Source organism: Aeromonas sp. S12(2024), assembly GCF_041402305.1.
GTDB lineage: Bacteria > Pseudomonadota > Gammaproteobacteria > Enterobacterales > Aeromonadaceae > Aeromonas > Aeromonas veronii.
In genome coordinates, this window is the sequence record NZ_JBGLRB010000009.1 from 134900 (window position 1) to 158274 (window position 23375).

Below are 23375 nucleotides of genomic sequence, written 5' to 3' on the forward strand. Positions count from 1 at the left end.
CCCATTGCGAGAACAAGCTATGAGTCAGCATTTTTACGTACATCCGGAAAACCCCCAGGCCCGTCTGATCGGTCAGGCGGTACAGATCATCCAGAACGGCGGCGTTATCGTCTATCCGACCGACTCCGGTTATGCGCTGGGTTGCCAGATGGGTGACAAGGGCGCGCTGGAGCGCATCTGCCGCATCCGTCGCCTCGACGCCAACCACGACTTCACCCTGGTGTGCCGCGATCTCTCCGAGATCTCCACCTACGCCAAGGTCGACAACAGCGCGTTTCGCCTGATCAAGAACAACACCCCGGGCGCCTACACCTTCATCTTCAAGGCGACCAAGGAAGTGCCGCGCCGCCTGATGAACGAGAAGAAGAAGAGCATCGGCATCCGGGTGCCGGACAACAAGATTGCCCAGGCGCTGTTGGAAGCACTCGGAGAGCCGCTGCTCTCCACCACACTGATCCTCCCGGACTCTGAAATGGCTGAGTTCGATCCGGAAGAGATCTTCGACAAGCTGGGCAAGCAGATCGATCTGGTGGTCAACGGCGGTTATCTGGGTGAGCAGCCCACCACTGTGGTCGATTTCTCTGACGACGAGCCGGTATTGCGTCGTCGCGGCGCCGGAGACCCGACTCCGTTTGAGTGATGTCGCTGAACCGGTGACAGTTCCTTCCGCCGAGACGGGGACTGGCGCCGCGCTACCCATCGCGAAAGTCCTGGGGCAGCCCTATCACGAGCTGCCTCAGGACCTGTTCATCCCACCCGATGCGCTGGAGGTGTTCCTCGATACCTTCGAGGGGCCGCTCGATCTGCTGCTCTACCTTATCCGGCGCCAGCAGCTCGATATCCTCAACCTGCCGATCCTGCAGATCACCGCCCAGTACATGGAGTACGTGGAGCTGATGCAGGGGCTCAACCTTGAGCTGGCGGCCGAATACCTGCTGATGGCGGCCTGGCTCGCGGAGATCAAATCCCGCCTGCTGCTGCCCAAGGCGCCGGAGCTGGAGGACGAAGAGGAGGGGGAAGATCCCCGTGTTACTCTTATTCGCCGCCTGCAGGAGTACGAGCGCTATAAGGTAGGGGCGGAGCGGGTCAATGAGCTGCCACGGGTGGAGCGGGAGATTTATATCGCCGCGGCCTTGCCCCCCGATTTTGGCGCCCTCAAGCCACTGGCACCCGATGTTTCGCTGGTTGAGCTCGCCCTTTACATGCAAAGTGTGGTAAAACGCGCGACTCATTTTGAACATCACCAGATCCGCCGCGAACAGATCCCGACCCGGGTGCGCATGGCGGAGATCCTCGCCATGCTCACCCTGGGGCAGACCCTGCGCCTTGAGCAGGTGCTGCGCGCCGAAGAGGGGCGCATGGGGGTGCTGGTGACGTTTCTGGCCCTGCTGGAGCTGTGCAAGGAGCAACTGATCTGGATCCTGCAGGCAGAACCCCTTGGCCCAATCCATTTTGCATTGGCCGAGCAGAGCGAGGAGGGCAACCGTGGCACTGCCCACTGAACGACTCAAGACCCTGATCGAAGCGGCGCTGTTTGTGGCCGGTCGTCCGCTCAATGTCAGCGAGCTGAAAAGCAGCGTGCTGGCCGATTATCCGGTGACCAGTCGCTATGTTCAGCTGCTGTTGGCCGAGATCAGGCAAGATTACAGCTCGCGAGGCGTCGAGCTCAAAGAGGTCGCCTCCGGCTGGCGCTTTCAGGCGAGTCAGGAGTATGCCGAAGAGCTCTCGCGGCTCTGGAGCGAGCGGGCGCCGCGTTATTCGCGCGCTGTAATGGAGACACTGACCCTGATCGCCTATCGCCAACCCATCACCCGGGCCGAGATCGAAGCGATCCGCGGGGTGGCGGTGTCGAGCCAGATAGTGAATACCCTGAAAGAGCGTGGCTGGGTGCGCAGCATTGGCCACAAAGAGGTGGCCGGTCGCCCCGAACTGCTCGCCACCACCAGAGAGTTTCTGGATTACTTTAATCTGCAGAGTCTGGAGCAGCTCCCCGAGCTGGATCCGGAGCTGCAACCCCTGTTGCCCTCTGCGGTGGACGGGGAGAGCGATGCCCGGTGAATGGCGCCCAAGTGTGCCAATGTCACCGAGATATACATTTTTCAACTGTGGCGAGTGCTCCAACCGGCGTTTGTTACAGTTAACCCCGTTGCCCCTTTTACCAGTGGGCAGCGATCAACAATCAGGTAACCCCGATGAGTGAAAAACTGCAAAAAGTGTTGGCCCGCGCGGGTCACGGCTCCCGTCGTGAGATGGAGGCCCTGATCACCGCAGGTCGGGTCAGTGTGGATGGCAAGGTCGCCACACTGGGGGATCGCGTCGAAGTGAACGCCGTGATCCGGGTGGATGGTCACCAGGTCAAGACCCGTGCCGCAGAGGAAGTGATCTGCCGCGTACTGGCTTACCACAAGCCGGAAGGGGAGATGTGTACCCGTCACGATCCGGAAGGTCGTCCCACCGTGTTTGATCGTCTGCCCAAGATGGAAGGTGCCCGCTGGATCGCGGTCGGCCGCCTTGACGTCAACACCTCCGGTCTGCTGCTGTTCACCACCGACGGTGAGCTGGCCAACCGCCTGATGCACCCGAGCCACGAAGTGGAGCGGGAATACGCGGTACGTGTCTTTGGCGAAATCACCGAAGCCATGTTGCAGCGTCTGCGCAAGGGCGTGCAGCTGGAAGATGGCATGGCCAAGTTCAACAAGATCAAACCGGCTGGCGGTGAGGGTCTGAACCAGTGGTTCAACGTCACCCTGACCGAAGGTCGCAACCGTGAAGTGCGCCGCCTGTGGGAATCTCAGGAAGTGCAGGTGAGCCGCCTGATGCGTATCCGCTACGGCGACGTCAAGCTGGACCGCGGCATCCCGCGCGGCGGCTGGCAAGAGCTGAAACTGCCGGAAGTGAACTACCTGCGCGGTCTGGTCAACCTGCCGCCGGAGACCGAATCCAAAGTCGATCTGCAGCAGGATGGCAAAACCAGCCGTCACAAGCAGGCCGCCCAGATCCGTCGCGCCGTGCAGCGTCACAAAGAGATGCAGGGCAAAGAGCCCCGCGCTCGCGCCACCACCGCCCGTCGCAAGCCGCAAGCCTCTACCCGCAATTCCGGTACCGGCAGCAAGTAAGCCGACAACCCGTTGCGAACTGCGTGCTCGTCAAAGAGCGCGCAGTCGGCCAAGCAAAGGCCCGCACCAACTGGTGCGGGCCTTTTTGTATCAACCCCCCTGGCTGGTAAAAGGGGGGTTGGTGAGAAATTGAGGGGCATTTCTGTCGTCTGCTTGCCCGTAGACTCGCCGCTGCGGTTGCTCTGCTCCGGTGAGCTTGTTAGCCTGTGCGGCTCTGATAGAGGAGTGAACGATGAGCAAGGTACTTGATGAGCTGCTGGCGTTGCTGGCGCTGGAAAAAATCGAGGAAGGCCTGTTTCGGGGCCAGAGCCAGGATCTCGGTCTGCGGGCCGTGTTTGGCGGACAGGTAATGGGGCAGGCCTTGTCAGCCGCCAAGCAGACGGTCGAGACCGGCCGTCAGGTTCACAGTTTTCACTCCTACTTCCTGCGTCCGGGGGATGTGACCCGTCCCATCGTCTATGACGTGGAGAATATCCGCGATGGCCAGACTGTCTCCACCCGTCGGGTCAAGGCGATTCAGGGCGGCAAGCCCATCTTCTATCTCAACGCCTCGTTTCAGGTACCGGCCGACGGCTTCGAGCATCAGGCACAGATGCCCACCGGCATCACCCCGCCGGAGGAGCTCAAGAGCGAGCTGGAGCTGGTGCGCCCCTACGAGAACCTGATCCCGGCCTCCCTGCGGGACAAGATCCTCTGCGAGCAGCCCATCGAGATGCGTCCGGTGACCTTGGTCGACCCTATTCGGCCGACGGTGCAGGATCCGGTGCGCCACGTCTGGTTCAAGGCCAATGGCCAGATGCCGGACGATCTGCGGGTGCACAAATACCTGCTGGCCTACGCCTCCGACTTCAACTTCCTGCTCACCTCGCTGCAGCCCCACGGGGTGTCGTACTGGGAGCCGGATATGCAGGTGGCCACCATCGATCACTCCATGTGGTTCCACCGGGATTTCCGCTTCGACGACTGGTTGCTCTACGTGGTAGACAGCCCGAGTGCCAGCAGCGGTCGTGGTCTGGTGCGCGGCCAGTTCTTTACCCGCGATGGTGTGCTGGTGGCGAGCACCATGCAGGAGGGGGTGATCCGCCGTCGCGGCAGTTAAGGCGCAAAGCGGATGGCAAAACGGGGTGGCTTTGGCCACCCCGTTTTCGTTGCAGCGATGTGCGCGGGCGCTGCGGGATCAGCCGCCGCGCTGGTATTTGAATCGCTTCTTGCGCCGGTAGGGGTAGACATCCTCGAACACCCCCACCTTGATGTTGCTCTGCAGCATCTTCCAGTAGTTGGCGTCGAACATCTCCTTGTGCAGTTGCAACATGATCTCCCGCACCTGTGGCTTTTGCAGCAGGAAGGTGGCGAACTCTTCCGGGAAGATGTCGTTGGGGGCCACCGAGTACCAGGGCTCGGCGCTCCACTCATCCTCGGGGTAGCGGGGCGGCGGGATCTGGCGGAAGTTGCACTCCGTCATGTAGCAGATCTCGTCGTAGTCGTAGAAGACCACCCGGCCGTGACGGGTGACGCCAAAATTCTTGAACAGCATGTCCCCCGGGAAGATGTTGGCCGCCGCCAGCTGCTTGATGGCGTTGCCGTACTCCTCCAGCGCGAGGCGGGTCTGCTGCTCGTCCGCCTTGTCCAGATAGAGGTTGAGGGGGATCATCTTGCGCTCGGTATAGAGGTGCTTGATCACCAGCTTGTCGTCGCTGATGGTGAGCGCCGACGGCGCCACCGTCTTGAGCTCGGCAAGGAGCTCGGGCGAGAGGCGATCGAGGGGAAACTCGAAGTTGGTGAACTCCTGGGTATCGGCCATCCGGCCAACCCGGTCGTGCTGTTTAACCAGTCGGTATTTTGCCTTCACCTGCTCGTGGCTCACATCCTTGGGCGGGGTGAACTCGTCTTTTATCACCTTGAACACCACATCGTAGGAAGGGAGGGTGAACACGCTCATCACCATCCCCTTGATGCCCGGCGCGATGATGAACTGATCCCGACTCTGGGCCAGATGGTGGCGGTAGTGGCGATAGAGCTCGGTCTTGCCATGCTTCTGGCAGCCGATGGCGTTGTAGATCTCGTAATCGGGCTTGTGGGGCATGATCTGGCGCAGGAAGGCGACAAACAGTGCTGGTTCGCGGGCATAAACCATGAAATAGGCGCGGGCGAAGCCAAACACGATGGAGGCGAGATCCGGCTCGAAGATGACGGTATCCACATAGATGCTGTGGCCGGTGCTGAGCAGGGGCAGGATAAAGGGGAACACCTGATCCCGGGCCCGGATCAGTCCCACCAGATAGGCCCCCTTGTTGCGGTAGAACACCTCTTTCAATAGCTCGATGGCAAACGGCTCGTCATGGATAATTTGCGGGCCGTTCTCCGCAAGATGGCGGTGGATGTCGACAATATCTCGCTGCTTGTCCTCGTAGGGGAGGGTGAAGCTGTAATCCCCCAAAAGCTGGCTCAAGGTCTGCGGCAGATGGGCGAGATCGGTGCGATAGATCCGCAGCAGGGCGCTCAGGTCCGGTTTTTCGCCACGGCTGACAAAGGGGTGGATATAGAGGTTCTCGTCGCGGATATTGCGATGGCGAAAGATCCGCCGATAGACGGAGTTGAAGAAGGACTCCGCCACCTCGAAGTTGTCACAACGGGGCAGCAGATCGCTGAAGGCACTTTTGACCCGCTTGAGCAGCTCCTGGGTGGCGTGGTGCTCCCCCATCATCTGGCGAATGGAGCTGGCGGTGGCCCCCACATGGTGGTCATAGAGGCGAATACGCTCGCGCCCGGCGAGCTGCACCCCCAGCCAGTCACTGTTCTCGAAGCGGCTCTTGCTGCCCTGGGTTATCTCGAGAAACCGGCTGTAAAACGACTCGAAGCGTTGCAAGATAGTCTCGGCGACGGCCTGTTCCAATGGCTGCTGCATCTCTCTCTTCCTTGTGATCTGTCGGGCCGATAGCGCGAAGGATTGGGTGTAATTTGTTCACACGTCTGGCCACTATCGCAACATTCAAACGTCTGTTCAAGTGGCAATTTTCGGGGATAAACGGTAGATTGCGCCCCTGTTTTGGTGATGGTTTAGCGACTGTTTGCTGTCTGTTTGAGAGGCCGTCCGGCCTGTGAGGAAACCCGATGAAGCTCTATTTTGTCCTGGTGGCACCTGCCCGACCTGCGAACGTGGGGGCGGCTGCCCGCGCCATGAAAACCATGGGATTCGATGCCATGCGACTGGTGGCTAGCCGGGTACACGAAGAGGAGGAGGCGAGCTGGGTGGCTCACGGTGCCCAGGAGATCCTGACTCAGGCCGAAGCGTTCGATACCCTGCCCGAGGCGCTGGCGGACATGGATCTGGTTATCGCCACCACCGCCCGTGAGCGCGGTCGCTACCAGCACTACCTCACGCCGGGGGAGATCCGCGAGCAGATCCGCAGCAAGCCTTCACTCAACAAGGTAGCCATCGTCTTTGGCTGCGAGGAGTCGGGGCTCTCCAACGAGCAGCTGGCCGAGGTCGATCTCATCAGTTATCTGCCGCTCAAGGTGAGCTACCCCTCCCTTAATCTGGGGCAGGCGATCATGCTCTACGCCTACGAGATGAGTCAGCTGATGGATGAGCTGAACGCCGACGGTGCCGCTGCGGTAGCAGAAAATTTTGATAACGCCGGGCAGGTTCGGGTGCTTAAAAGCAAAACAGCGGAATTGCTGGGTGAACTCGGGGTTTCGCAGGATGAAAAACTGCATCAATGGGTAATGGACCGGGTGCCCATGCTGCCGCAGCGGGATTTGAACATGCTCCACCTGCTCTGCAAAGACCTTGCGCGCAAACTTGGCAAAGAGGTTTAAGTTGACAGCCCAAGGCCAGCCGCGGTATTGCTAAAAGCCAGCTTCGTCAACGAGTGTTCGTCATGCAGTTATTCACCAACGTCATCATCACCACCACCATTATTACCGGTACCACCACAGGTGGCACTGGGGCCGGTTGATGCGCTGACGAACAAGCACAGAAATCAAAAAAGGCCCGTACCCACCCAGTACGGGCCTTTTTGTTGGATTGGTTTTTAGATTGAATTTCATAGATTTACAGGGAGAGAAAGCGATGAGAGTGTTGAAATTTGGCGGGTCTTCACTGGCCGATGCAGAGCGTTTTTTACGGGTGGCCGATATCGCGGTCAACACCCACGGCCAATCTCAGGTAGCCCTGGTGCTCTCTGCACCTGCCAAGGTGACCAATCATCTGGTGGCGCTGGTGGAGCAGACCAGTCGCGGCATGGATGCCAGTTCCACCCTGTTTGAAGTCAACGGCATCTTCTCCCGCCTGCTGGCCGGGTTGAAGGCGGCCTATCCGGCGCTCGATGACAAGGCGCTGTTGGCCCGTCTCACCAGCGAACTGGATCAGGTGGAGCGGCTGATGCAGGGCATCCGTCTGCTGGGCCTCTGCCCGGACAACGTGCAGGCGCGCATCCTGAGCCGTGGCGAGAACCTCTCCATCGCCTTTATGCACGAACTGCTGCGTGTGCGCGGTCTGGATCTGGAGCTGATCGTACCGGAAGAGCTGCTGGTCACCGACGGCGGCTATCTGGAAGCCCACGTCGATATCGAAGCCTCCCGCCTGCGCTTTGCCGCCAAGGGGCTGCGTAGCGACTGTCTTTACCTGATGCCGGGCTTTACCGGTGGCAGCGACAAGGGCGAGACCGTGCTGCTGGGTCGTAACGGCTCCGACTACTCCGCAGCCGTGCTGGCTGCCTGCGTCGATGCCGAGTGCTGCGAGATCTGGACTGACGTCGAAGGCTGTTACAGCTGCGACCCCCGTCTGGTGCCGGATGCCTACTTGCTGAAAACCCTCTCCTACAAGGAGGCGATGGAGCTCTCCTACTTCGGCGCCAAGGTGCTGCACCCGAAAACCATCGCGCCGGTGGCCCAGTTCCATATTCCCTGCCTCATCAAGAACAGCTTCAACCCGCAAGGGCCGGGCACCCTGATCGGCCCCGAGAGCGGCGACGATGACCTGAAAGTGAAGGCCATCTCGGATCTTTCCGGCATGTGCATGTTCAACGTCTCCGGCCCCGGCATGAAGGGGATGGTCGGCATGGCCGGTCGCATCTTCTCTGCCGTCTCCCGCGCCGGGGTCAGTATCGTGCTGATCACCCAGTCCTCTTCCGAGTACAGCGTCAGCTTCTGTATCCACAGCTACGACAGCGACAAGACCCGCAAGGTGCTGGAGCGCGAGTTCGAGCTCGAATTCAAAAACCAGCTGCTGGAGCCGCTGGATATCATCAGCGATCTGGCGATCATCTCCCTGATCGGTGACGGCATGCGCACCAGCAAGGGGATGGCGGCCCGCTTCTTCACCTCGCTGGCGCAAGCCTCCATCAACATCGTCGCCATCGCGCAGGGGTCGAGCGAGCGCTCCATCTCGGCGGTGGTACGGGATCGCAAGGTGGCGGAAGCCATCAAGGCGTGCCACCAGAACTTCTTTGGCAGCCAGCAGTTTATCGATCTCTTTGTGGTCGGGGTCGGCGGCGTCGGTGCCGCGCTGGTGGATCAGATCGCCCGCCAGCAACCGGTACTGGCCGAGCAGGGCACTGGCCTTCGCGTGGTCGGCATCGCCAACAGCCGCCAGATGGCGGTCAACAAGGATGGCCTGAACCTCGCCAACTGGCGCGAACAGCTGGCGGAAGCCCGCGACAGCTTCTCGCTGGAAGGGGTGAAAAAGCTGGTGGAAGATAGCCATATCATCAACCCGGTGATCGTTGACTGCACCTCCTCCGAGGCAGTTGCCGTCCAGTATGCCGACTTCCTGGCCGCCGGTTTCCATGTGGTCACTCCGAACAAGAAGGCCAACACCGGTTCGCTCGATTACTACAAGGCGCTGCGCCGCACCGCCCGCCAGACTCGCCGCAAGTTCCTCTATGAAACCAACGTGGGCGCTGGCTTGCCGGTTATCGAGAACCTGCAAAACCTCATCAAGGCCGGTGACAAGCTGCGCGCCTTCGACGGCATTCTGTCCGGTTCCCTCTCCTTTATCTTCGGCAAGCTGGATGAAGGGATGGCCTTCTCCGAGGCGACCCAAATCGCCCGCAGCAACGGCTTTACCGAGCCGGATCCTCGCGACGATCTCAACGGCATGGATGTGGCGCGCAAGCTGCTCATTCTGGCTCGCGAGGCGGGCATGGCGCTGGAGCTCTCCGATGTGGAAGTCGAGCAGGCACTGCCGCCGGGCTTTGATGCCAGCGGCGATGTGGAAGCCTTTATGGCCCGTCTGCCGGAGGCCGATGGCTGGTTCCGTGACCAGTTCGCCGCGGCCCAGCGTGAAGGCAAGGTGCTGCGCTATGTGGGTTCCATCGAGGGTGGCAAGTGCAAGGTCGCCATCAAGGCGGTCGGTGGTGACGAGCCGCTGTTCAAGGTCAAAGACGGGGAGAACGCGCTCGCCTTCTTCTCCACCTACTACCAGCCGATCCCGCTGGTGCTGCGCGGCTACGGTGCCGGTACCGAAGTGACTGCGGCGGGCGTCTTTGCCGACGTGCTGCGCACCCAGAACTGGAAGCAGGAGCTATAAGCATGAGTTCAGACATGTACCCCTCTTATATGACGGAAGGCGGCAGTGTCGTTGCCTACGCACCCGCTTCCAGCGCCAACCTGAGTGTGGGATTCGATGTACTGGGGGCGGCGCTCGCCCCCGTGGATGGCTCCCTCTTGGGCGATCGGGTGCAGGTAAAAGCGGCTGACGTGCCTTTTGCCCTCTCATCCGTGGGCCGCTACGCCCACAAGCTGCCGGACGATCCGAAAAAGAATATCCTCCATGACTGCTGGGTCGCCTATGGCGAGGCGCTGGAGAAGCGCGGCCTTAAACTCAAGCCGCTCGAAATGGTGCTGGAGAAGAACCTGCCGGTCGGCTCGGGTCTGGGTTCCAGCGCCTGTAGCGTGGTGGCGGCCCTTGAGGGGCTCAACGCCTTCCACGGTGCGCCGCTCAATGAACACGACATGCTGCTGCTGATGGGGGAGATGGAAGGCAAGATCTCCGGCTCCGTTCACTACGACAACGTCGCCCCCTGTTATCTCGGCGGCATGCAGCTGGTGCTGGAAGAGCATGGCGTTATCAGTCAGGGCATTCCGGTGTTCGATCAGTGGTACTGGGTGGTCTGCTACCCGGGTACCGTGGTTTCGACCGCTGCCGCCCGCGCCATTTTGCCGGCCCAATATCGCCGTCAGGATTGCCTCACCTATGGCCGCCGCCTGGCTGCCTTTGTCCACGCCAGCTACACCGGACAGGAGGGATTGGCGGCGAGCGTACTGAAAGACGTGATTGCCGAGCCCTACCGCGCGGCGCTGATCGAAGGCTTTGCCGAGGTGCGGGCGCAGGCGGCCCAGAACGGGGCGCTTGCTACCGGCATCTCCGGCTCCGGCCCCACCGTGTTTGTGGTGATGAAGGATCTGGCGCAGGCCGAGCGGATGAAGGATTGGATGGAAGCACATTTTGTGCAGAACGAAGATGGATTTGCCCGGGTCTGCAAACTGGACATGGCCGGGGTACGGGTAACAGGAAGCGAGCTATGAATCTCTACAACATCAAGGACAACAGCGAACAGGTGAGCTTCGCGCAGGCGGTGCGTCAGGGCTTGGGTCGCGAACAGGGGCTCTTCTTCCCCGAACAACTCGAACCGCTCGCCGATGTGGATGCCCTGCTCGATCTGCCGCTGGCCGAGCGCTCTGCCCGCATCCTGAGCCACCTGCTGGGGGACGAAGTGCCCGCCGCCAAGGTGAGCGAGCTTGTCAACGCCGCCTTCACCTTCCCGGCGCCGCTGGTGAAATTGAAAGACAACACTTATGCCCTTGAGCTGTTCCACGGCCCGACCCTGGCGTTCAAGGACTTCGGTGGCCGCTTTATGGCCCAGTGTCTCGCGGCGTTCAGAACAAATGACAAGATCACCATCCTCACCGCCACCTCCGGCGACACCGGCGCCGCCGTGGCCCACGCCTTCTACGGGCTAGAGGGGATTGAAGTGGTGATCCTCTATCCCAAGGGCAAGATCAGCCCCTTGCAGGAGAAGCTCTTCTGCACCCTCGGCGGCAATATCCGCACCATCGCCATCGATGGCGACTTCGATGCCTGTCAGGCGCTGGTAAAACAGGCCTTTGACGACGAGGCGCTGAAAAAGGCCATTGGTCTCAACTCCGCCAACTCCATCAATATCAGCCGTCTGCTGGCGCAGGTTTGCTACTACTTCGAAGCGGTAGCCCAGCTGCCGAAAGCCGATCGTGCCAAGGCGGTCATCAGCGTGCCGTCCGGCAACTTCGGCAACCTCACCGCGGGCCTGATCGCCAAGGCGCTGGGGCTGCCGGTGAAGCGCTTTATCGCCGCCACCAACGCCAACGACACCGTGCCGCGCTACCTGAAAACCGGTCAGTGGGAGCCGCACCAGACAGTGGCAACCCTGTCGAACGCCATGGATGTGAGCCGCCCCAACAACTGGCCGCGGGTAGAGGAGCTGTGCCGTCGCAAAGGCTGGGCACTGGAAACTCTGGGTTCCGGCATGCGTAACGACGCCCAGACCCGTGATGCGCTGAAACGCCTGCACCAGCTGGATTACCTCTGCGAACCCCACGGCGCCATTGCCTGGGATCTGCTGGGGGAACAGCTGGCCGAGGATGAAGTGGGGGTGTTCCTCTGCACCGCCCATCCCGCCAAGTTCAAGGAGTCGGTGGACGAGATCCTGCATCTCGATGTACCGCTGCCCGGCCCGTTGGCCAAGCACGCCGAACTGCCGCTGCTCTCTGTTAATTTGCCAGCGGAGTTTGCCCGGTTAAGGGCGTTTTTGGTGGGCTAAGCCGCTTAGCTGAGATAATCGATAGAAAAAAAATCCCCCAGTAATGGGGGATTTTTATTTCTACATTTTTGTCAACTTTTGAAAGTTCAAGTTATATTTGTAGCCATTGCATTGATTGTAAATAATTTACTGCTCCAAGTTTAGCTATTGTGAGGCATAAGTATAGATGCCTTCTTTAACTGTCTTTTCAATGGCTTCTTTTAACTCAAAAAGTGGCTGATGATCACAATATCGAGCAAGCTTAAATTTAAATCCATCATCCATAGGATAGTTGGCTCCTTTTCTGGCCAGATGATCACGTAGCGCTTTTAATAAGTAGTCTTTTCCTGAAACTGCATCTAATGGCATCCGTAACTTAGATATATTCTCAGAAACTAAATCATAGGTTTTTTGAAACTCATCCTCACCCATGATTTCAATAACTTTTGATTTTATATCAGCAATTGTTTTATTTATTTTCTCTTCGCATAACTCATGGCCATACTTATTGCTTATTTTCTCGCAAAGGTTGTAATATCCAATTGAAATGGTTGCATCTTCAGGGCTAACTTTCCAAGAGATAGCAAAAAACTTAAACAGCTCAGTTAATGATGGCGTGATTTTTTTTGTAAAGCCATCCCACTCTAAAATTTCTTTTGCATCTTCAGGTGATAATCTGCCGGATGCATCTTGTAGTAATTCAATACTAGCCTTTTCGCAAAAAAGATAGTTCTCCATACAGTATAAGTGATGCCGAAATAACCGCGGCATCTGATGATCGTCATCACCAAAGGCTATTGTGAAATCGCCATCAATAACAAATATGGCTGGGAATTTATCACTGTACTCTCTACATCTTGTTACTACCTTATCTCTACCATTTAATGGAATTATTTTTTTAATTTTTATTCCTGACTCTAAGACTTTGGATATTAATTTTGTATATAAAGCTTCAGAGGCACTATCCTCTACATAAATTTCAATGTCTTGTAAGGGGCGATAATGGAGTCCAATACTATTTAGAGCTGCCGATGACCATTGAGGGAGCCCATATCTCATTGAGAAGAGCCTCCATTTAAGGGGATATACATTTCGTTGCGCCCCCCAATGATTGCAGGGGAGTGTGTAGCAAGAATTATCTGTAGGTCTGGGTTGGCTGCTTGAACTGATTCGACAAACATGTCTTGCCAAGATATGTGAAGAGATAGCTCAGGTTCATCTACTATAAAAACCCCATTTCTTGGCAAGCCTTTATTAAGAACGAGATGTGCTAGCATAATTAATATTTGAGACTCCCCAGATGATAATATGTCTATTTCTCTTTTTTGTTTGTTTATCATTATTTTGGGTTGCTCATTGTAGCCAAGTATTATTTCTTTGTTCGTTTCTTTTAAAAAACAGTTTATTAGATTTTTAAATCTGTTTAAGTCGCCATATATTTTTTCCCTAGTACGATTATGTCTTTCTATCAAAGTGAATATTTCATTGATTTTCCGTAGCTGGGCTTGATTAATGACCCATTCTGAAAATATCTGTATATGCTCTTTATCATCTGTGTCTATATTTATAGAACCATCTTTATTTGTTGATAATGAGACAATTCTTTCAAAGAAACTTGTGTAAAAAGTTTCAAAATCTTCGCTAGGTATTTTGAGTTGCTTTAATGTGCTTATTATTGCGTTGTGCTTTTCTCTGAGAGTATTTATCTGTTCTGCATTAGGTATTTTAAAGGCTTCTCTGTCATTTAAATATGGCTTTAATGCATTTTTGAGAATGTCATTGCGAAGTGAGTCATCAACAGCTGACTGTCTCATTTGTGCTCTTGCGACTGCTTTGGATATAATTGAGATGGCTTCATCTAAACTATCCTGTTCAGCATCTACTTTTTTCTGCCTTCCTTCAAATAAGGCAGACATAGAAACTTTGCTTTCTCTTGTTGTTTTAATAAACCGTCGGTCAAGGCTTAAAAATATAGGAGGTGACAGAGATTGTATGGTTTCAATGACCTCTTGGGCATCGTTCTCTGAGAAATGATCAAGCCAGCTAGACATGTGATATTCTTTATCGATTGATTCGAGATTTTTCCGCCTATAAGTTCCTACGTTTTTACCATTCACCAAACATGATAAAATAATTTCTCCTTTGGTTTTCTCACACTGAATGTCGTATATTTTTTTATCGTTTTCGACTAGTAATCGTGCGGTGGAAAATTTTATGGCCATTAATTTTTTAATGTCTGGTGTCAGCAGGGACATAATGATTATTAATGCAGTTGTTTTACCTGTTCCGTTTAAACCTGCGATAAAGTTAACGTCAGGTCTAAAGACTGCATCAAAGTTTAAATAATCATGTACATCAGTCGCAATAAATCTTTTTATTTGCATTATCTATCTCATAATTTTAGGTTTTTTAAAGTCGTATATTGGCCCAACATTTTGGATATTACGTTTGTTGGGCTAAATATCGTAGGTTGGTGCTGAACGAAGTGAAGCCCAACGTTTACCGAGAAAGCTAGATTAGGTTTTTGATTTTATATGGTCAAAATTCATCTTGTTTGGAAAGTAATCTATCCCGTTTGTTGGGCTTCGCTGCGCTCAGCGCCAACCTACAACACATTCCGAGCCGATTATTCCCGACCCGAGTCACTATCAATGGCCCAATCTGGCGTTATCCATCCTGCGGCGATATGGCGATGAATTGACGAGTAAGGCCAATCGACAGGTTTGGCACAATAACCATGTTTGACCGGATTGAAATGGATGTAATCGACATGGGCTTGCAGATCCTTGTCATCCCGGATCAGATGCTCCCAATAACGGCGTTGCCAGATACCGCGTTCCCGTTTTCTGAGTCGGCTCTCCCGTATCCGCTCTGTTTTGGCAATGCCCCTTGAAAAGCCTGCCTTGATCAGAGACCAGCGCATGGGATAGTCACGGTCATCTGGTGGTAGTTGCCAGATGGCATGGAGATGATCTGGCATCACCACCATGGCAATGATCTCGAAGGGGTGTTGCTGTTTGACGTGGCGGAGCACTTCGCGCAGCAGGTCGATATGACGTACCAGCAGACCCTGTTTTCGGTCAGCCAGGTTGACGGTGAAGAACCAACATGCCCCACTGGTTGTTGCTCGGCGATAGCGCATGGTTCTCCTTTCCGGAAATATCCAGTCTGTTCGATTGCACCGAATGGGCACCAACTGACCGAGGGCACGCGTGTTGGGCTTCGCTGCGCTCAGCGCCAACCTACGCAATGCATAAATCACTGTGCAAAACCCACGCTACCGCCCGTGGATTACAGCTTCCAATATGCTCCATTAACCAGCGAGGGCAGCAACCCATCACTGATGAATAGGCACCGGATGGCTATGTTAAGCCAATCGAATCTGTGCTCACCAGTCAAAAAGTGACGTAAGTGTCAGTAATGACTGATTTTTTGCGCTGGCTCAATAAAAGGGTGTGGGCGGAGGCAGGATTCCCATGACCCTTGATGCTATTGGGGTTGGCAGGTGTGGGTTGGAATAGGGTCGCGGGTTTGCCGCTGAGGAGGGCTGGCTGGGGGCAATCCAGCTCTGCCAATCGGCGCTATAGTGCGGGCGATGGTTGCCCTCTGCGCCGTCTCCCAAGCTGGCGAGGCGGGGGATCTGCGGCAACAATCAGCTGTTGCAATCACAGCCATTTGCAACACATCGTCATGCAAATATGACCATGCAAACACATCACCAGATAGAGAGGAGATCTCCCATGAAGCGTACCATCCTGTTCGGCCTGCTCTGCGGCAGCGTGCTGCTGGCCAATCCGGTCTTTGCCAACGACACAGCCCAGTTGCAGTGCGAGGCGCAGGCCGCGGCCAAAAAGCTTAATGGCGCCGCCAAGACCAGCTTTGTCGGCAAGTGCGTGAAAGATGCCGCTGGCGCCGCGAGCGGTGAGTGCGAGAAGGTGGCCGCCGACAAGAAACTGGCCGGAGCGGCCAAGAACAGCTTTATCCAGAAGTGCGTGAAGACGGGCGCGGCAGTGGATCCGGCGGCCAAGTGCGAGAAGGCGGCGGCCGACAAGAAGCTGGCTGGCGCGGCCAAGAACAGCTTTGTCCAGAAGTGCGTGAAGGATAGCGCTGCCAAGTAAGGCATTTTCTCATCCGGTGTGTTTGCGGGGGGCCATCAGGCCCCCCGCGCTTTTTGGGGTGCAGGGGCGTTATCGCTGGGCGAGTGACGGCTCGCTTGCCGCAGGGGCAGGGCTGGGTTGGGGTGGGGTGTGCGGGGGCAGACAAGCGGCGGCCAAGGGGGCTCGTGGGGGCGGCTCTTGAGAAGTTGCCGGAACTGGGATCTCGATCGGGGCAACAGGACTTTTGTCCTGCAAGGGGCGAGGGGGCGGGGGCTAGGATGCCCTCATCCACACGAGTCAAACTGGAGCACAACAATAATGACCGCTCATATCAATGCCAACCCGGGCGATTTCGCCGAGACCGTCATCATGCCGGGGGACCCGCTGCGGGCCCGCTATATCGCCGAGACCTTTCTGACCGATGCGCGCGAGGTGACCAATGTGCGCAATATGCTGGGCTACACCGGCTACTACAACGGCCAGCGCATCTCGGTGATGGGCCACGGCATGGGGATCCCCTCCATGGTGCTCTACGCCCACGAGCTGGTGAACGACTTCGGGGTCAAGCGGATCATCCGCATCGGCAGTCTGGGGGCGACCCAGCGCCACGTGCAGATGCGTGACGTCATTCTGGCGCAGGCGGCGGGCACCGACTCCCCGACCAACGCCAAGCGCAGCGCCGGTTACCAGATGGCCACCTCGGCCGACTTCGCTCTGCTGCACAAGGCCTTTACCAAGGCGCAGGAGAAGGCGATTCCGGTCAAGGTGGGCAATATCTTCACCGGCGACCTCTATTACGATCCGGACGAAAACCTCATTCCGGCGCTGGAGAAGTTCGGCGTGCTCGGCATCGACATGGAGGTGGCCGGTCTCTACGGGCTGGCCCATCAGCAGGGGATCGAGGCGCTCGCCATCCTGACCGTCTCCGACCACTGTCTGACTGGTGAAGAGACTACTGCCGAAGAGCGGCAACTCTCCTTCAACCAGATGATCGAGCTGGCGTTGCACACCGCGCTGTAAGCGCCGCGGCCCGCCCAACCCTGCACGCACCCTGACCCCAAGAGAGATCCAATATGAACAATAAGCTCTCCCTCACTGCCATCAGCTTCTTGGCCAACTTCGTGATGGCCGGTTTTGCGACCCAGTTCGGCATGCTGATTGACCCCATCGCCGCCAAGTTCGGCGCCGACGTCAATCAGGTGGCCTCCATCTTCTCCCTGCTCAACGGCGGGGCACTGGCGGGCACCATTGCCGCCTTCTTCCTCATCGAGAAGGTGGGCCTCAAGCGGATGACGCTGCTCTGCTATGGCCTGATCGCGCTGGCGGCGGCCTCGCTCCATCTGACCGGCTCGCTCTATGTGGTGATGACGGCCATGACGGTGATCGGCCTGTGCGGCGGGGTGGGGCTCTGCATTGCGGGGACGCTGGTGGTGAGCATCTGGCAGGCGCGAATGCAGAGCACCATGCTGGTGGTGCAGGATGCCACCTTCAACGTGGCTGGGGTGGTCTTCCCGCTTATCACTACCTACACCCTGACTCACGCCATGGCGTGGAGCTGGAGCTATCTGGCGGTGGGTGTGGTGGCGCTGGCGACCATGCTGGTGGCGGTGCTGACCAACTTCCGCAGCTGCGAGGCGGGCGGCGAGAGCGCTGGCAACGAGCACTCGGAGTGGAACCTCGGCATCATCAGCGGCGGGCTTGGGCTCTTTCTCGGCATGCTGGCGCTCTACACCTTCCTCACCTGGGCGCCCATGTTCGTGAAGAACAAGTTCGGCATCCCCTTCGAGGAGGCGGGCAATATCATCACCCAGTACTGGACGGCGGCCCTGCTCGGCGCGCTGGTCTCGACCGCTATCGTGACCCGCGTTGCGATCCGCACCTTCCTCTTGGTGATCATCACGCTGGCGATGGGGATGACGGCGCTTATCGTCACCACTGACAACCTGAGCCAGCTGCCTTACCTCACCTACGGTTACGGCTTTGTTTGCGCGGCGCTCTACAACGCCTTTATCGCCTACGGGGTGTCGTTTGTGCGTCAGGCGTCGAGCAAGAACGTCTCCTATATCCTCATCAGCGGCAGCGCGGGGGCCATGTTCAGCCCGGCCATCAGCGCCCTGTTCGAGCAGGTGATCGGCCTGCAGGCGGTGATGTACGCCATCCCGCTTATCTACGGCGTGATCCTCGCCATGCTGGTGGCGTCGCTGCGCATGGCCCGGCCCCAGCCTTGTCTGGCCTGAGCGGGAGAGTAAACAGCAAGAGGGGCGGTATCGACCGCCCCTCTTTTTTGTTGCTGTTCCGCTTGTTGCTGTTCAGGCGGCGACTGATACCCGCGATTTATGGCTGCTCCAGAAAGGCCTTGAGCCCCGCCAGATCGCGGATCTGCAACCCCTCCTCGCCGCGCTCCACCAGTCCCTTGTCCATCAGATCTTTCACCGCCCGCCGGTAGACCCTGTCCGTGGTGCCGAAGCGTTCCGCCTCCTGATATCCCTTGCGAAAGCCGCTCACCGGGTTGTCGTGGCAGTGGCTGTGATAGAGGTCGAGGGCGATGTTGTAGCTGATGGGGTAGAGCATGCGGCAGGTGAAGATATCCACCGTGTCCTGATAGTCGATGGCAATGGCGGTGGCAAAGAAGAGCGCCACCTTGGGGTGGGCGACCAGCGCCTGTTCCAGCTGCTCGCCATCGATGCGGGCCACTTCCAGCGGCTCCTCGGCGATGATGTCGAGCTGGCAGCGGTAGCCGGTGAAGAACTCCATCTCGCCAAACAGCTGGTTGTCGCACTCAAGGGTGCCGAGCTGAAAGCGGCGACCATTCATGGCGGTGTGGCCCATGGCGATGCGCCCGCCCGGCACCAGCACCAGATCCCGCAATAGCTCCCCCTGACGCATCAGGGGTTCCCCCTCGGGGATCAGGCGCCGCTCCGTGACGCAGGAGATGACCACCTGTTCGATAAGATCGTGGCTGGCCTGCCAGTGGGGCTGAAAGCGCCCCTTGAGAAGGGGTTTGAGTTGCATGGCGGACTCTTTGACTGACTTGTACAGGCGGCTATTACACATGTTCGCCCCCCGATAAGCCAGCCCCGCAGCGGTGGCGGCCCGCCTGGCGCCAAGCCTCTATGTGGGCTTGGCGTGGCAAGCGGATTCAGGGTAGGCCGACAATTCGCCATCACGGTGGCGGAGTGATAAATTAACGCCCTGATTTGCAAGGTTTATCAAGGTAACACTATGTTCAAACGCTCGGCTGCGCTGGTGGCGCTGCTGCTAATCGGGGGCGTTCACGCGGCTCCGACCGTTTTCTCTCCCGCCGCCAAGGTGGTGTGCGACAAGAAGGGCGGCTATTGCGCCGACCCGCAGGGGATCTCTATCGCCCTGACCCGCGCCCATCTCGGGGAGCAGGCGGCCAGCCGTTTGCAGAAGAACCTGCAGGGTGCCGACCCTGGCAGCTACACCCTGAGCAACGGGGTGCATTGCGAGAGCCGTGAGCAGCAGTGCTACAAGGATCGCTACTTCCCGCGCACCAAAGAGAGCCACTTCACCGCCATCCTCTTCAAGCAGGGCAAGTAGGCGGGTCGCTGGTGGCAAGACAACAGGAGTTGAACGAGATGATGGAAGGGACGCAGTGGCGCTGGCTCAATGAACCGGCCGAGTGGCACCAGACAGACGATGGTTTGCAGGTAGTCACGGACCAGCAGACCGATTTTTGGCGCAGTACCTGGTATGGCTTCGAGCGCCACAGCGGGCATCTTTATGGCTGCGAGGTGGCGGGGGAGTTTACCTTTCAGGTCTGCGTCGAGGGGGAGTTCACCACCCTCTACGATCAGGCGGGGCTGATGCTGCTGCAAGACGACGAGCACTGGCTGAAAGCGGGGATCGAGTACAACGATGCCCAGCCGATGCTCGGCAGCGTGCTGACCAATCCGCGCTCTGACTGGGCCACCGGTATTTTCACTGGCAATCCGCGCCGCTTCTGGCTGCGGCTGACCCGGCTGGCCGATTGCCTGCGTTTGCAATACTCCACCGATGGCAAGGTGTGGCCGCTGCTGCGCCTCGCCCCGTTCCCGCCAAGCGAGCGCTGCTTTATCGGGGTGATGTGCTGCACCCCGGAGCGGCAGGGGCTGGCGGTGCGCTTCTCTGACTTGCGCCTCACGCCGCCCCTTGGCAAGGCGCTGCATGACCTGAGCTAGGCCAGCGGTTTTGCCTGCGACATTGAGCCAATAAAAAAGCGCCCGCAGGCGCTTTTTTCATTTGGCTGGTAGAGCCTCAATTAGCTGATCAGGCTGGCCCACAGGTCATATTCGTCGGATTCGTCGATCCGCACCTTGACCATGTCTCCCGGCTTGAGGCCGGTTTCGCCGTTGAGGTAGACCAGACCATCGATCTCCGGCGCATCGGCAAAGGAGCGGCCAGTGGCGCCCTCTTCGTCCACCTCGTCGATGATAACGGTCATCTCCTGACCCACTTTGCGGGCCAGCTTACGGATGGAGACCTGCTGTTGCAGCTCCATAAAGCGCTGGAAGCGCTCTTCCTGAATCTCTTCCGGTACCGGATCCGGCAGCTCGTTGGCCAGCGCCCCTTCGACCGGGCTGTATTTGAAGCAGCCGACGCGATCCAGCTCCGCCTTGTCGATAAAGTCCAGCAGCATCTGGAAATCTTCCTCGGTCTCGCCCGGGAAGCCGACGATAAAGGTGGAGCGCAGGGTGATCTGCGGGCAGATCTCGCGCCACTTCTGGATCCGCTCCAGGGTGCGCTCGACGGTACCCGGGCGCTTCATCAGTTTGAGGATGCGCGGGCTGGCGTGCTGCAACGGAATATCGAGGTAGGGCAGTACCTTGCCATCGCGCATCAGCGGGATGACGTCATCTACGTGCGGGTAGGGGTAGACGTAGTGCAGTCGCACCCAGATATCGAGCTTGGCCAGCTCTTCGCACAGGGCGACCATGCTGGTCTTGACCGGCATGCCGTCGTAGAAACCGGTGCGGTGTTTCACATCGACGCCGTAGGCGGAGGTGTCCTGGGAGATCACCAGCAGCTCCTTCACACCCGCCTCTTTCAGGCGCTTGGCTTCTGCCAGCACGTCGCCGATGGGGCGGCTCACCAGATCCCCGCGCATGGAGGGGATGATGCAGAAGGTGCAGCGGTGGTTGCACCCCTCGGAAATCTTCAGATAGGCGTAGTGGCGCGGGGTCAGCTTGACGCCGTGGGCCGGTACCAGACTGGTGAAGGGGTTGTGCTGCGGCTTCTCCACATATTTGTGGACGTGACCCAGCACCTCTTCATAGGCGTGGGGGCCGGTGATCTCGAGCACCTTGGGGTGGATCTCGCGGATCTGGTTCTCTTTGGCGCCAAGGCAGCCGGTGACGATCACCTTGCCGTTCTCGGCCAGCGCTTCGCCGATCGCTTCCAGCGACTCTTGCACCGCGCTGTCGATAAAGCCGCAGGTGTTGACGACGACCAGCTCGGCATCGTCATAGCTGGGCACCACATCGTACCCTTCGGTACGCAGCTGGGTCAGGATGCGCTCGGAATCGACCAGGTTTTTGGGGCAACCCAAGCTCACAAAACCAATCCTTGGGTGGTGAGACCTAATAATGCTGGAAGTCGCTTGTTGGGCAGGTTGGTTGTCCGATGGCTGAGCCTGCGTGGTTGCAGGCGTCAGGCTGTCTGAGCTGGGGTCAAAACGGTTGACAGTCATAGGGGGTCGCTGGTCACTGATGCAAAAAAAGATGGCGGATTATACCTGATGAGCAGGAAAGAGGAAGAACATGGTTGGGTGTTTTTTAATCTACTTTTCCAGAGACTCATGGGTATTTCTAATATTTTTACGGGGGGAGTTGGGGAGAGGTAGGCGAGTGCCTGATGAGCCAGACTGAAAACTCACCACAATGTTGCCTTGTTCTGGCCTGCATTATACGCGTCAACCATAAACAAATGAGTCTATCCTCCAACTACAAAGTGGGTTTTTTACAAAATGTAGTGGTCAACTAAATCCGGACACTTGGTTAGGTCGAGTCTCGGCTTTTGCTGCTGGTATTAGCGGCCATCGCCATCTATGCCTTGACCCTGGCGCCGGTCACCTGGGTGTTGCTCTCGGAGATCTTCCCGAACCGGGTGCGCGGATTGGCGATGTCGGCCGGTACGCTGGCGCTCTGGATCGCCTGCTTCGTGCTGACCTACACCTTTCCGCTGCTCAATGCCGGGTTGGGGGCTGCGGGCAGCTTCCTGCTCTATGGCCTTATCTGTTTTGCCGGTCTCATCTTTATCTATCGCAAGGTGCCCGAGACCAAAGGGGTGACGCTGGAGGCACTGGAAGCCCAACTGGCCCAGGGCAAGGTCGAACTGACGCCGACCAAGGCGAGCGCCTCGGCATGACGGTTTACACATTCGGCAACCTGCATCTTCGGATGCGGGTCTCTGCACAAGGGGCTTGCCTGCTGGGGCTGGAGGATGACAAAGGGCGCCCGTTGCTGCGCGACACGGACCCGGCACAGCCCTGGCATCCCGGCCAGAGCGCGCTGTTTCCCATGTTGCCGCTGGCCAACCGGGTCGCAGGCAACCGTTTTGAGTTGTGGGGAGAGGCCTGTGCATTGCCCGCGAGCGAGCTCGATCCCGATTTCTTTTTGCATGGGGATGGCTGGCTACAGCGATGGCAACCGGTGGCGTTGACCGACAGCTCGGTGACCCTGCAGCTCACCAGCCAGAATGGCCCCTTTCACTATCTGGCGGAGATCGACTATCGGCTGCAGGGGGCGAGCCTGGTGGCGCGGATCAGCCTGACCCATCTTGGGGAGATCCCCTGTCTCTACGGTGCGGGTTTTCACCCCTTCTTCTGGCGCGACGAGCAGACCCGCATCCGTTTTCTGGCGAGCGGCGTCTGGCAAGAGGGAGCAGATCATCTGCCGATCGACTGGTCGAGCAGGCTGGCGCCCCATCTCGATTTTCGCCAGTGGGCTCGCCCGCAAGGATGGCTCAACCACTGTTACGGCGGCTGGCGCGGTCAGGCCGAGATTGACCATCCTGCCCGCCAGCAGCGGCTGCTGGTTTCAAGCGAGTGTGCCTTCCTGATGCTCTATCAGCCCGATGAGGGGAGTGGCTTCGTCTGTCTGGAGCCCCAGAGTCACGCCGCCAATGCCCACCACCTGGCCGGTCACCCCGGTTTGCGGCTACTCGCCAGAGGTGACCGCATGAGTATCGGGATGACCCTTACAGTGGCGTCCGGGGGCTGATAATGATCTGGCTTGTGGTATTGGTGAACGCAATGAGCCACCCGTCGGGTGTAATGCCGATCAGTTAAGGATCCATTGACCGATCCTTCTGTTGTGTGAAAATCCGAAACCTGTTGATTGGTTTCGGATTTTTTATGCGTATCGCTCAAGCTCTCGACTTCC

The 23375-nt window shown here is 57.9% G+C and carries 22 protein-coding genes and 1 other annotated feature; of the genes, 16 read left to right on the forward strand and 6 right to left on the reverse strand.

All coding sequences use genetic code 11. The features are described from left to right. The first annotated feature begins 19 nt into the window (after positions 1-19). The 5 genes from ACB035_RS10900 (at position 20) to tesB (ending at position 4215) form a co-directional block, all read left to right on the forward strand. Positions 20-640, forward strand: a complete 621-nt coding sequence (locus tag ACB035_RS10900) for an L-threonylcarbamoyladenylate synthase (protein ID WP_005338129.1) — start codon at positions 20-22, stop codon at positions 638-640. Then, complete coding sequence (locus tag ACB035_RS10905; protein WP_180349349.1) at positions 633-1502, forward strand: ScpA family protein; 870 nt, start codon at positions 633-635, stop codon at positions 1500-1502. Before ACB035_RS10900 ends, ACB035_RS10905 begins: the two co-directional genes overlap by 8 nt. After that, positions 1486-2058, forward strand: coding sequence for an SMC-Scp complex subunit ScpB (scpB, locus tag ACB035_RS10910; RefSeq protein WP_371167273.1), 573 nt, complete (start codon positions 1486-1488; stop codon positions 2056-2058). The genes ACB035_RS10905 and scpB overlap by 17 nt, the downstream gene beginning before the upstream one ends. A gap of 134 nt (positions 2059-2192) precedes the next feature. Continuing rightward, positions 2193-3116: a 23S rRNA pseudouridine(2605) synthase RluB gene (gene rluB, locus ACB035_RS10915; RefSeq protein ID WP_005338124.1), complete on the forward strand. Its 924-nt coding sequence runs from the start codon at positions 2193-2195 to the stop codon at positions 3114-3116. A gap of 232 nt (positions 3117-3348) precedes the next feature. Beyond that, positions 3349-4215, forward strand: coding sequence for an acyl-CoA thioesterase II (gene tesB / locus ACB035_RS10920; RefSeq protein WP_005338122.1), 867 nt, complete (start codon positions 3349-3351; stop codon positions 4213-4215). Positions 4216-4293: 78 nt separating this feature from the next. On the opposite strand, the gene aceK is transcribed toward tesB, so the two are convergent. Then, complete coding sequence (gene aceK / locus ACB035_RS10925) at positions 4294-6021, reverse strand: bifunctional isocitrate dehydrogenase kinase/phosphatase (RefSeq protein WP_371167274.1); 1728 nt, start codon at positions 6019-6021, stop codon at positions 4294-4296. A gap of 206 nt (positions 6022-6227) precedes the next feature. Here aceK and ACB035_RS10930 point away from each other — a divergent pair, with 206 nt between their 5' ends. The 4 genes from ACB035_RS10930 to thrC all read left to right on the forward strand — a co-directional run bounded on the left by ACB035_RS10930 (position 6228) and on the right by thrC (position 11917). Then, positions 6228-6935 (forward strand): tRNA/rRNA methyltransferase, encoded by a 708-nt coding sequence (locus ACB035_RS10930; protein ID WP_021231205.1) that lies wholly within the window; start codon positions 6228-6230, stop codon positions 6933-6935. Between the two features lie 72 nt (positions 6936-7007). Continuing rightward, positions 7008-7140 (forward strand) — a sequence feature (Thr leader region). A gap of 48 nt (positions 7141-7188) precedes the next feature. Then, positions 7189-9648, forward strand: a complete 2460-nt coding sequence (thrA, locus tag ACB035_RS10935; RefSeq protein ID WP_371167275.1) for a bifunctional aspartate kinase/homoserine dehydrogenase I — start codon at positions 7189-7191, stop codon at positions 9646-9648. Positions 9649-9650: 2 nt separating this feature from the next. Further along, positions 9651-10646 carry a homoserine kinase gene (thrB, locus tag ACB035_RS10940; RefSeq protein WP_371167276.1) on the forward strand — a complete coding sequence of 332 codons (996 nt, stop codon included), beginning with the start codon at positions 9651-9653 and terminating at the stop codon, positions 10644-10646. Continuing rightward, positions 10643-11917: a threonine synthase gene (thrC, locus tag ACB035_RS10945; protein WP_371167277.1), complete on the forward strand. Its 1275-nt coding sequence runs from the start codon at positions 10643-10645 to the stop codon at positions 11915-11917. The genes thrB and thrC overlap by 4 nt, the downstream gene beginning before the upstream one ends. Before the next feature lie 144 nt (positions 11918-12061). On the opposite strand, the gene ACB035_RS10950 is transcribed toward thrC, so the two are convergent. The 3 genes from ACB035_RS10950 to ACB035_RS10960 all read right to left on the reverse strand — a co-directional run bounded on the left by ACB035_RS10950 (position 12062) and on the right by ACB035_RS10960 (position 15038). Further along, positions 12062-12955 carry a DUF4435 domain-containing protein gene (locus ACB035_RS10950; protein ID WP_371167278.1) on the reverse strand — a complete coding sequence of 298 codons (894 nt, stop codon included), beginning with the start codon at positions 12953-12955 and terminating at the stop codon, positions 12062-12064. Beyond that, entirely contained in the window at positions 12952-14280 is a 1329-nt protein-coding gene (locus ACB035_RS10955; protein WP_371167279.1) for an AAA family ATPase, read from the reverse strand. The genes ACB035_RS10950 and ACB035_RS10955 overlap by 4 nt, the downstream gene beginning before the upstream one ends. A gap of 242 nt (positions 14281-14522) precedes the next feature. After that, positions 14523-15038: a transposase gene (locus tag ACB035_RS10960; protein WP_371167280.1), complete on the reverse strand. Its 516-nt coding sequence runs from the start codon at positions 15036-15038 to the stop codon at positions 14523-14525. A gap of 598 nt (positions 15039-15636) precedes the next feature. Here ACB035_RS10960 and ACB035_RS10965 point away from each other — a divergent pair. The 3 genes from ACB035_RS10965 (at position 15637) to tsgA (ending at position 18230) form a co-directional block, all read left to right on the forward strand. Further along, positions 15637-16014 (forward strand): hypothetical protein, encoded by a 378-nt coding sequence (locus tag ACB035_RS10965; RefSeq protein WP_162632637.1) that lies wholly within the window; start codon positions 15637-15639, stop codon positions 16012-16014. A gap of 297 nt (positions 16015-16311) precedes the next feature. Further along, positions 16312-17013 carry a purine-nucleoside phosphorylase gene (gene deoD, locus ACB035_RS10970; RefSeq protein ID WP_005303072.1) on the forward strand — a complete coding sequence of 234 codons (702 nt, stop codon included), beginning with the start codon at positions 16312-16314 and terminating at the stop codon, positions 17011-17013. Positions 17014-17066: 53 nt separating this feature from the next. Beyond that, complete coding sequence (gene tsgA, locus ACB035_RS10975) at positions 17067-18230, forward strand: MFS transporter TsgA (protein ID WP_371167281.1); 1164 nt, start codon at positions 17067-17069, stop codon at positions 18228-18230. A gap of 97 nt (positions 18231-18327) precedes the next feature. Here the strand turns inward: tsgA and ACB035_RS10980 are convergent, their stop codons facing one another. Then, a complete protein-coding gene (locus ACB035_RS10980) occupies positions 18328-19005 on the reverse strand; it encodes a Crp/Fnr family transcriptional regulator (RefSeq protein WP_201948472.1) in 678 nt (225 codons plus the stop codon). Positions 19006-19215: 210 nt separating this feature from the next. Here ACB035_RS10980 and ACB035_RS10985 point away from each other — a divergent pair, with 210 nt between their 5' ends. Both ACB035_RS10985 and ACB035_RS10990 read left to right on the forward strand, forming a co-directional pair. After that, a complete protein-coding gene (locus ACB035_RS10985) occupies positions 19216-19554 on the forward strand; it encodes a YcgJ family protein (protein ID WP_371167282.1) in 339 nt (112 codons plus the stop codon). A gap of 38 nt (positions 19555-19592) precedes the next feature. Next, positions 19593-20174 carry a DUF1349 domain-containing protein gene (locus ACB035_RS10990; protein ID WP_371167283.1) on the forward strand — a complete coding sequence of 194 codons (582 nt, stop codon included), beginning with the start codon at positions 19593-19595 and terminating at the stop codon, positions 20172-20174. Between the two features lie 80 nt (positions 20175-20254). Here ACB035_RS10990 and rimO read toward each other — a convergent pair whose 3' ends face one another. Then, on the reverse strand, positions 20255-21682 hold the full coding sequence (gene rimO, locus ACB035_RS10995; protein WP_371167284.1) for a 30S ribosomal protein S12 methylthiotransferase RimO: 1428 nt from the start codon (positions 21680-21682) through the stop codon (positions 20255-20257). Positions 21683-22008: 326 nt separating this feature from the next. On the opposite strand from rimO, the gene ACB035_RS11000 reads away from it, so the two are divergent. Beyond that, positions 22009-22359 carry an MFS transporter gene (locus ACB035_RS11000; RefSeq protein WP_371167285.1) on the forward strand — a complete coding sequence of 117 codons (351 nt, stop codon included), beginning with the start codon at positions 22009-22011 and terminating at the stop codon, positions 22357-22359. Further along, entirely contained in the window at positions 22356-23213 is an 858-nt protein-coding gene (locus ACB035_RS11005) for an aldose 1-epimerase (protein ID WP_371167286.1), read from the forward strand. Before ACB035_RS11000 ends, ACB035_RS11005 begins: the two co-directional genes overlap by 4 nt. The last annotated feature ends 162 nt before the right edge of the window (positions 23214-23375 follow it).

What these genes read in the sequence shown, in the direction of transcription:
- ACB035_RS10900 (WP_005338129.1), top strand. Translation starts at nt 20, where the DNA reads ATGAGTCAGCATTTTTACGTACATCCGGAAAACCCCCAGGCCCGTCTG.
- rluB (WP_005338124.1), top strand. Translation starts at nt 2,193, where the DNA reads ATGAGTGAAAAACTGCAAAAAGTGTTGGCCCGCGCGGGTCACGGCTCC.
- tesB (WP_005338122.1), top strand. Translation starts at nt 3,349, where the DNA reads ATGAGCAAGGTACTTGATGAGCTGCTGGCGTTGCTGGCGCTGGAAAAA.
- aceK (WP_371167274.1), bottom strand. Translation starts at nt 6,021, where the DNA reads ATGCAGCAGCCATTGGAACAGGCCGTCGCCGAGACTATCTTGCAACGC.
- ACB035_RS10930 (WP_021231205.1), top strand. Translation starts at nt 6,228, where the DNA reads ATGAAGCTCTATTTTGTCCTGGTGGCACCTGCCCGACCTGCGAACGTG.
- thrA (WP_371167275.1), top strand. Translation starts at nt 7,189, where the DNA reads ATGAGAGTGTTGAAATTTGGCGGGTCTTCACTGGCCGATGCAGAGCGT.
- thrB (WP_371167276.1), top strand. Translation starts at nt 9,651, where the DNA reads ATGAGTTCAGACATGTACCCCTCTTATATGACGGAAGGCGGCAGTGTC.
- thrC (WP_371167277.1), top strand. Translation starts at nt 10,643, where the DNA reads ATGAATCTCTACAACATCAAGGACAACAGCGAACAGGTGAGCTTCGCG.
- ACB035_RS10950 (WP_371167278.1), bottom strand. Translation starts at nt 12,955, where the DNA reads ATGAGATATGGGCTCCCTCAATGGTCATCGGCAGCTCTAAATAGTATT.
- ACB035_RS10955 (WP_371167279.1), bottom strand. Translation starts at nt 14,280, where the DNA reads ATGCAAATAAAAAGATTTATTGCGACTGATGTACATGATTATTTAAAC.
- ACB035_RS10960 (WP_371167280.1), bottom strand. Translation starts at nt 15,038, where the DNA reads ATGCGCTATCGCCGAGCAACAACCAGTGGGGCATGTTGGTTCTTCACC.
- ACB035_RS10965 (WP_162632637.1), top strand. Translation starts at nt 15,637, where the DNA reads ATGAAGCGTACCATCCTGTTCGGCCTGCTCTGCGGCAGCGTGCTGCTG.
- deoD (WP_005303072.1), top strand. Translation starts at nt 16,312, where the DNA reads ATGACCGCTCATATCAATGCCAACCCGGGCGATTTCGCCGAGACCGTC.
- tsgA (WP_371167281.1), top strand. Translation starts at nt 17,067, where the DNA reads ATGAACAATAAGCTCTCCCTCACTGCCATCAGCTTCTTGGCCAACTTC.
- ACB035_RS10980 (WP_201948472.1), bottom strand. Translation starts at nt 19,005, where the DNA reads ATGCAACTCAAACCCCTTCTCAAGGGGCGCTTTCAGCCCCACTGGCAG.
- ACB035_RS10985 (WP_371167282.1), top strand. Translation starts at nt 19,216, where the DNA reads ATGTTCAAACGCTCGGCTGCGCTGGTGGCGCTGCTGCTAATCGGGGGC.
- ACB035_RS10990 (WP_371167283.1), top strand. Translation starts at nt 19,593, where the DNA reads ATGATGGAAGGGACGCAGTGGCGCTGGCTCAATGAACCGGCCGAGTGG.
- rimO (WP_371167284.1), bottom strand. Translation starts at nt 21,682, where the DNA reads ATGACTGTCAACCGTTTTGACCCCAGCTCAGACAGCCTGACGCCTGCA.
- ACB035_RS11005 (WP_371167286.1), top strand. Translation starts at nt 22,356, where the DNA reads ATGACGGTTTACACATTCGGCAACCTGCATCTTCGGATGCGGGTCTCT.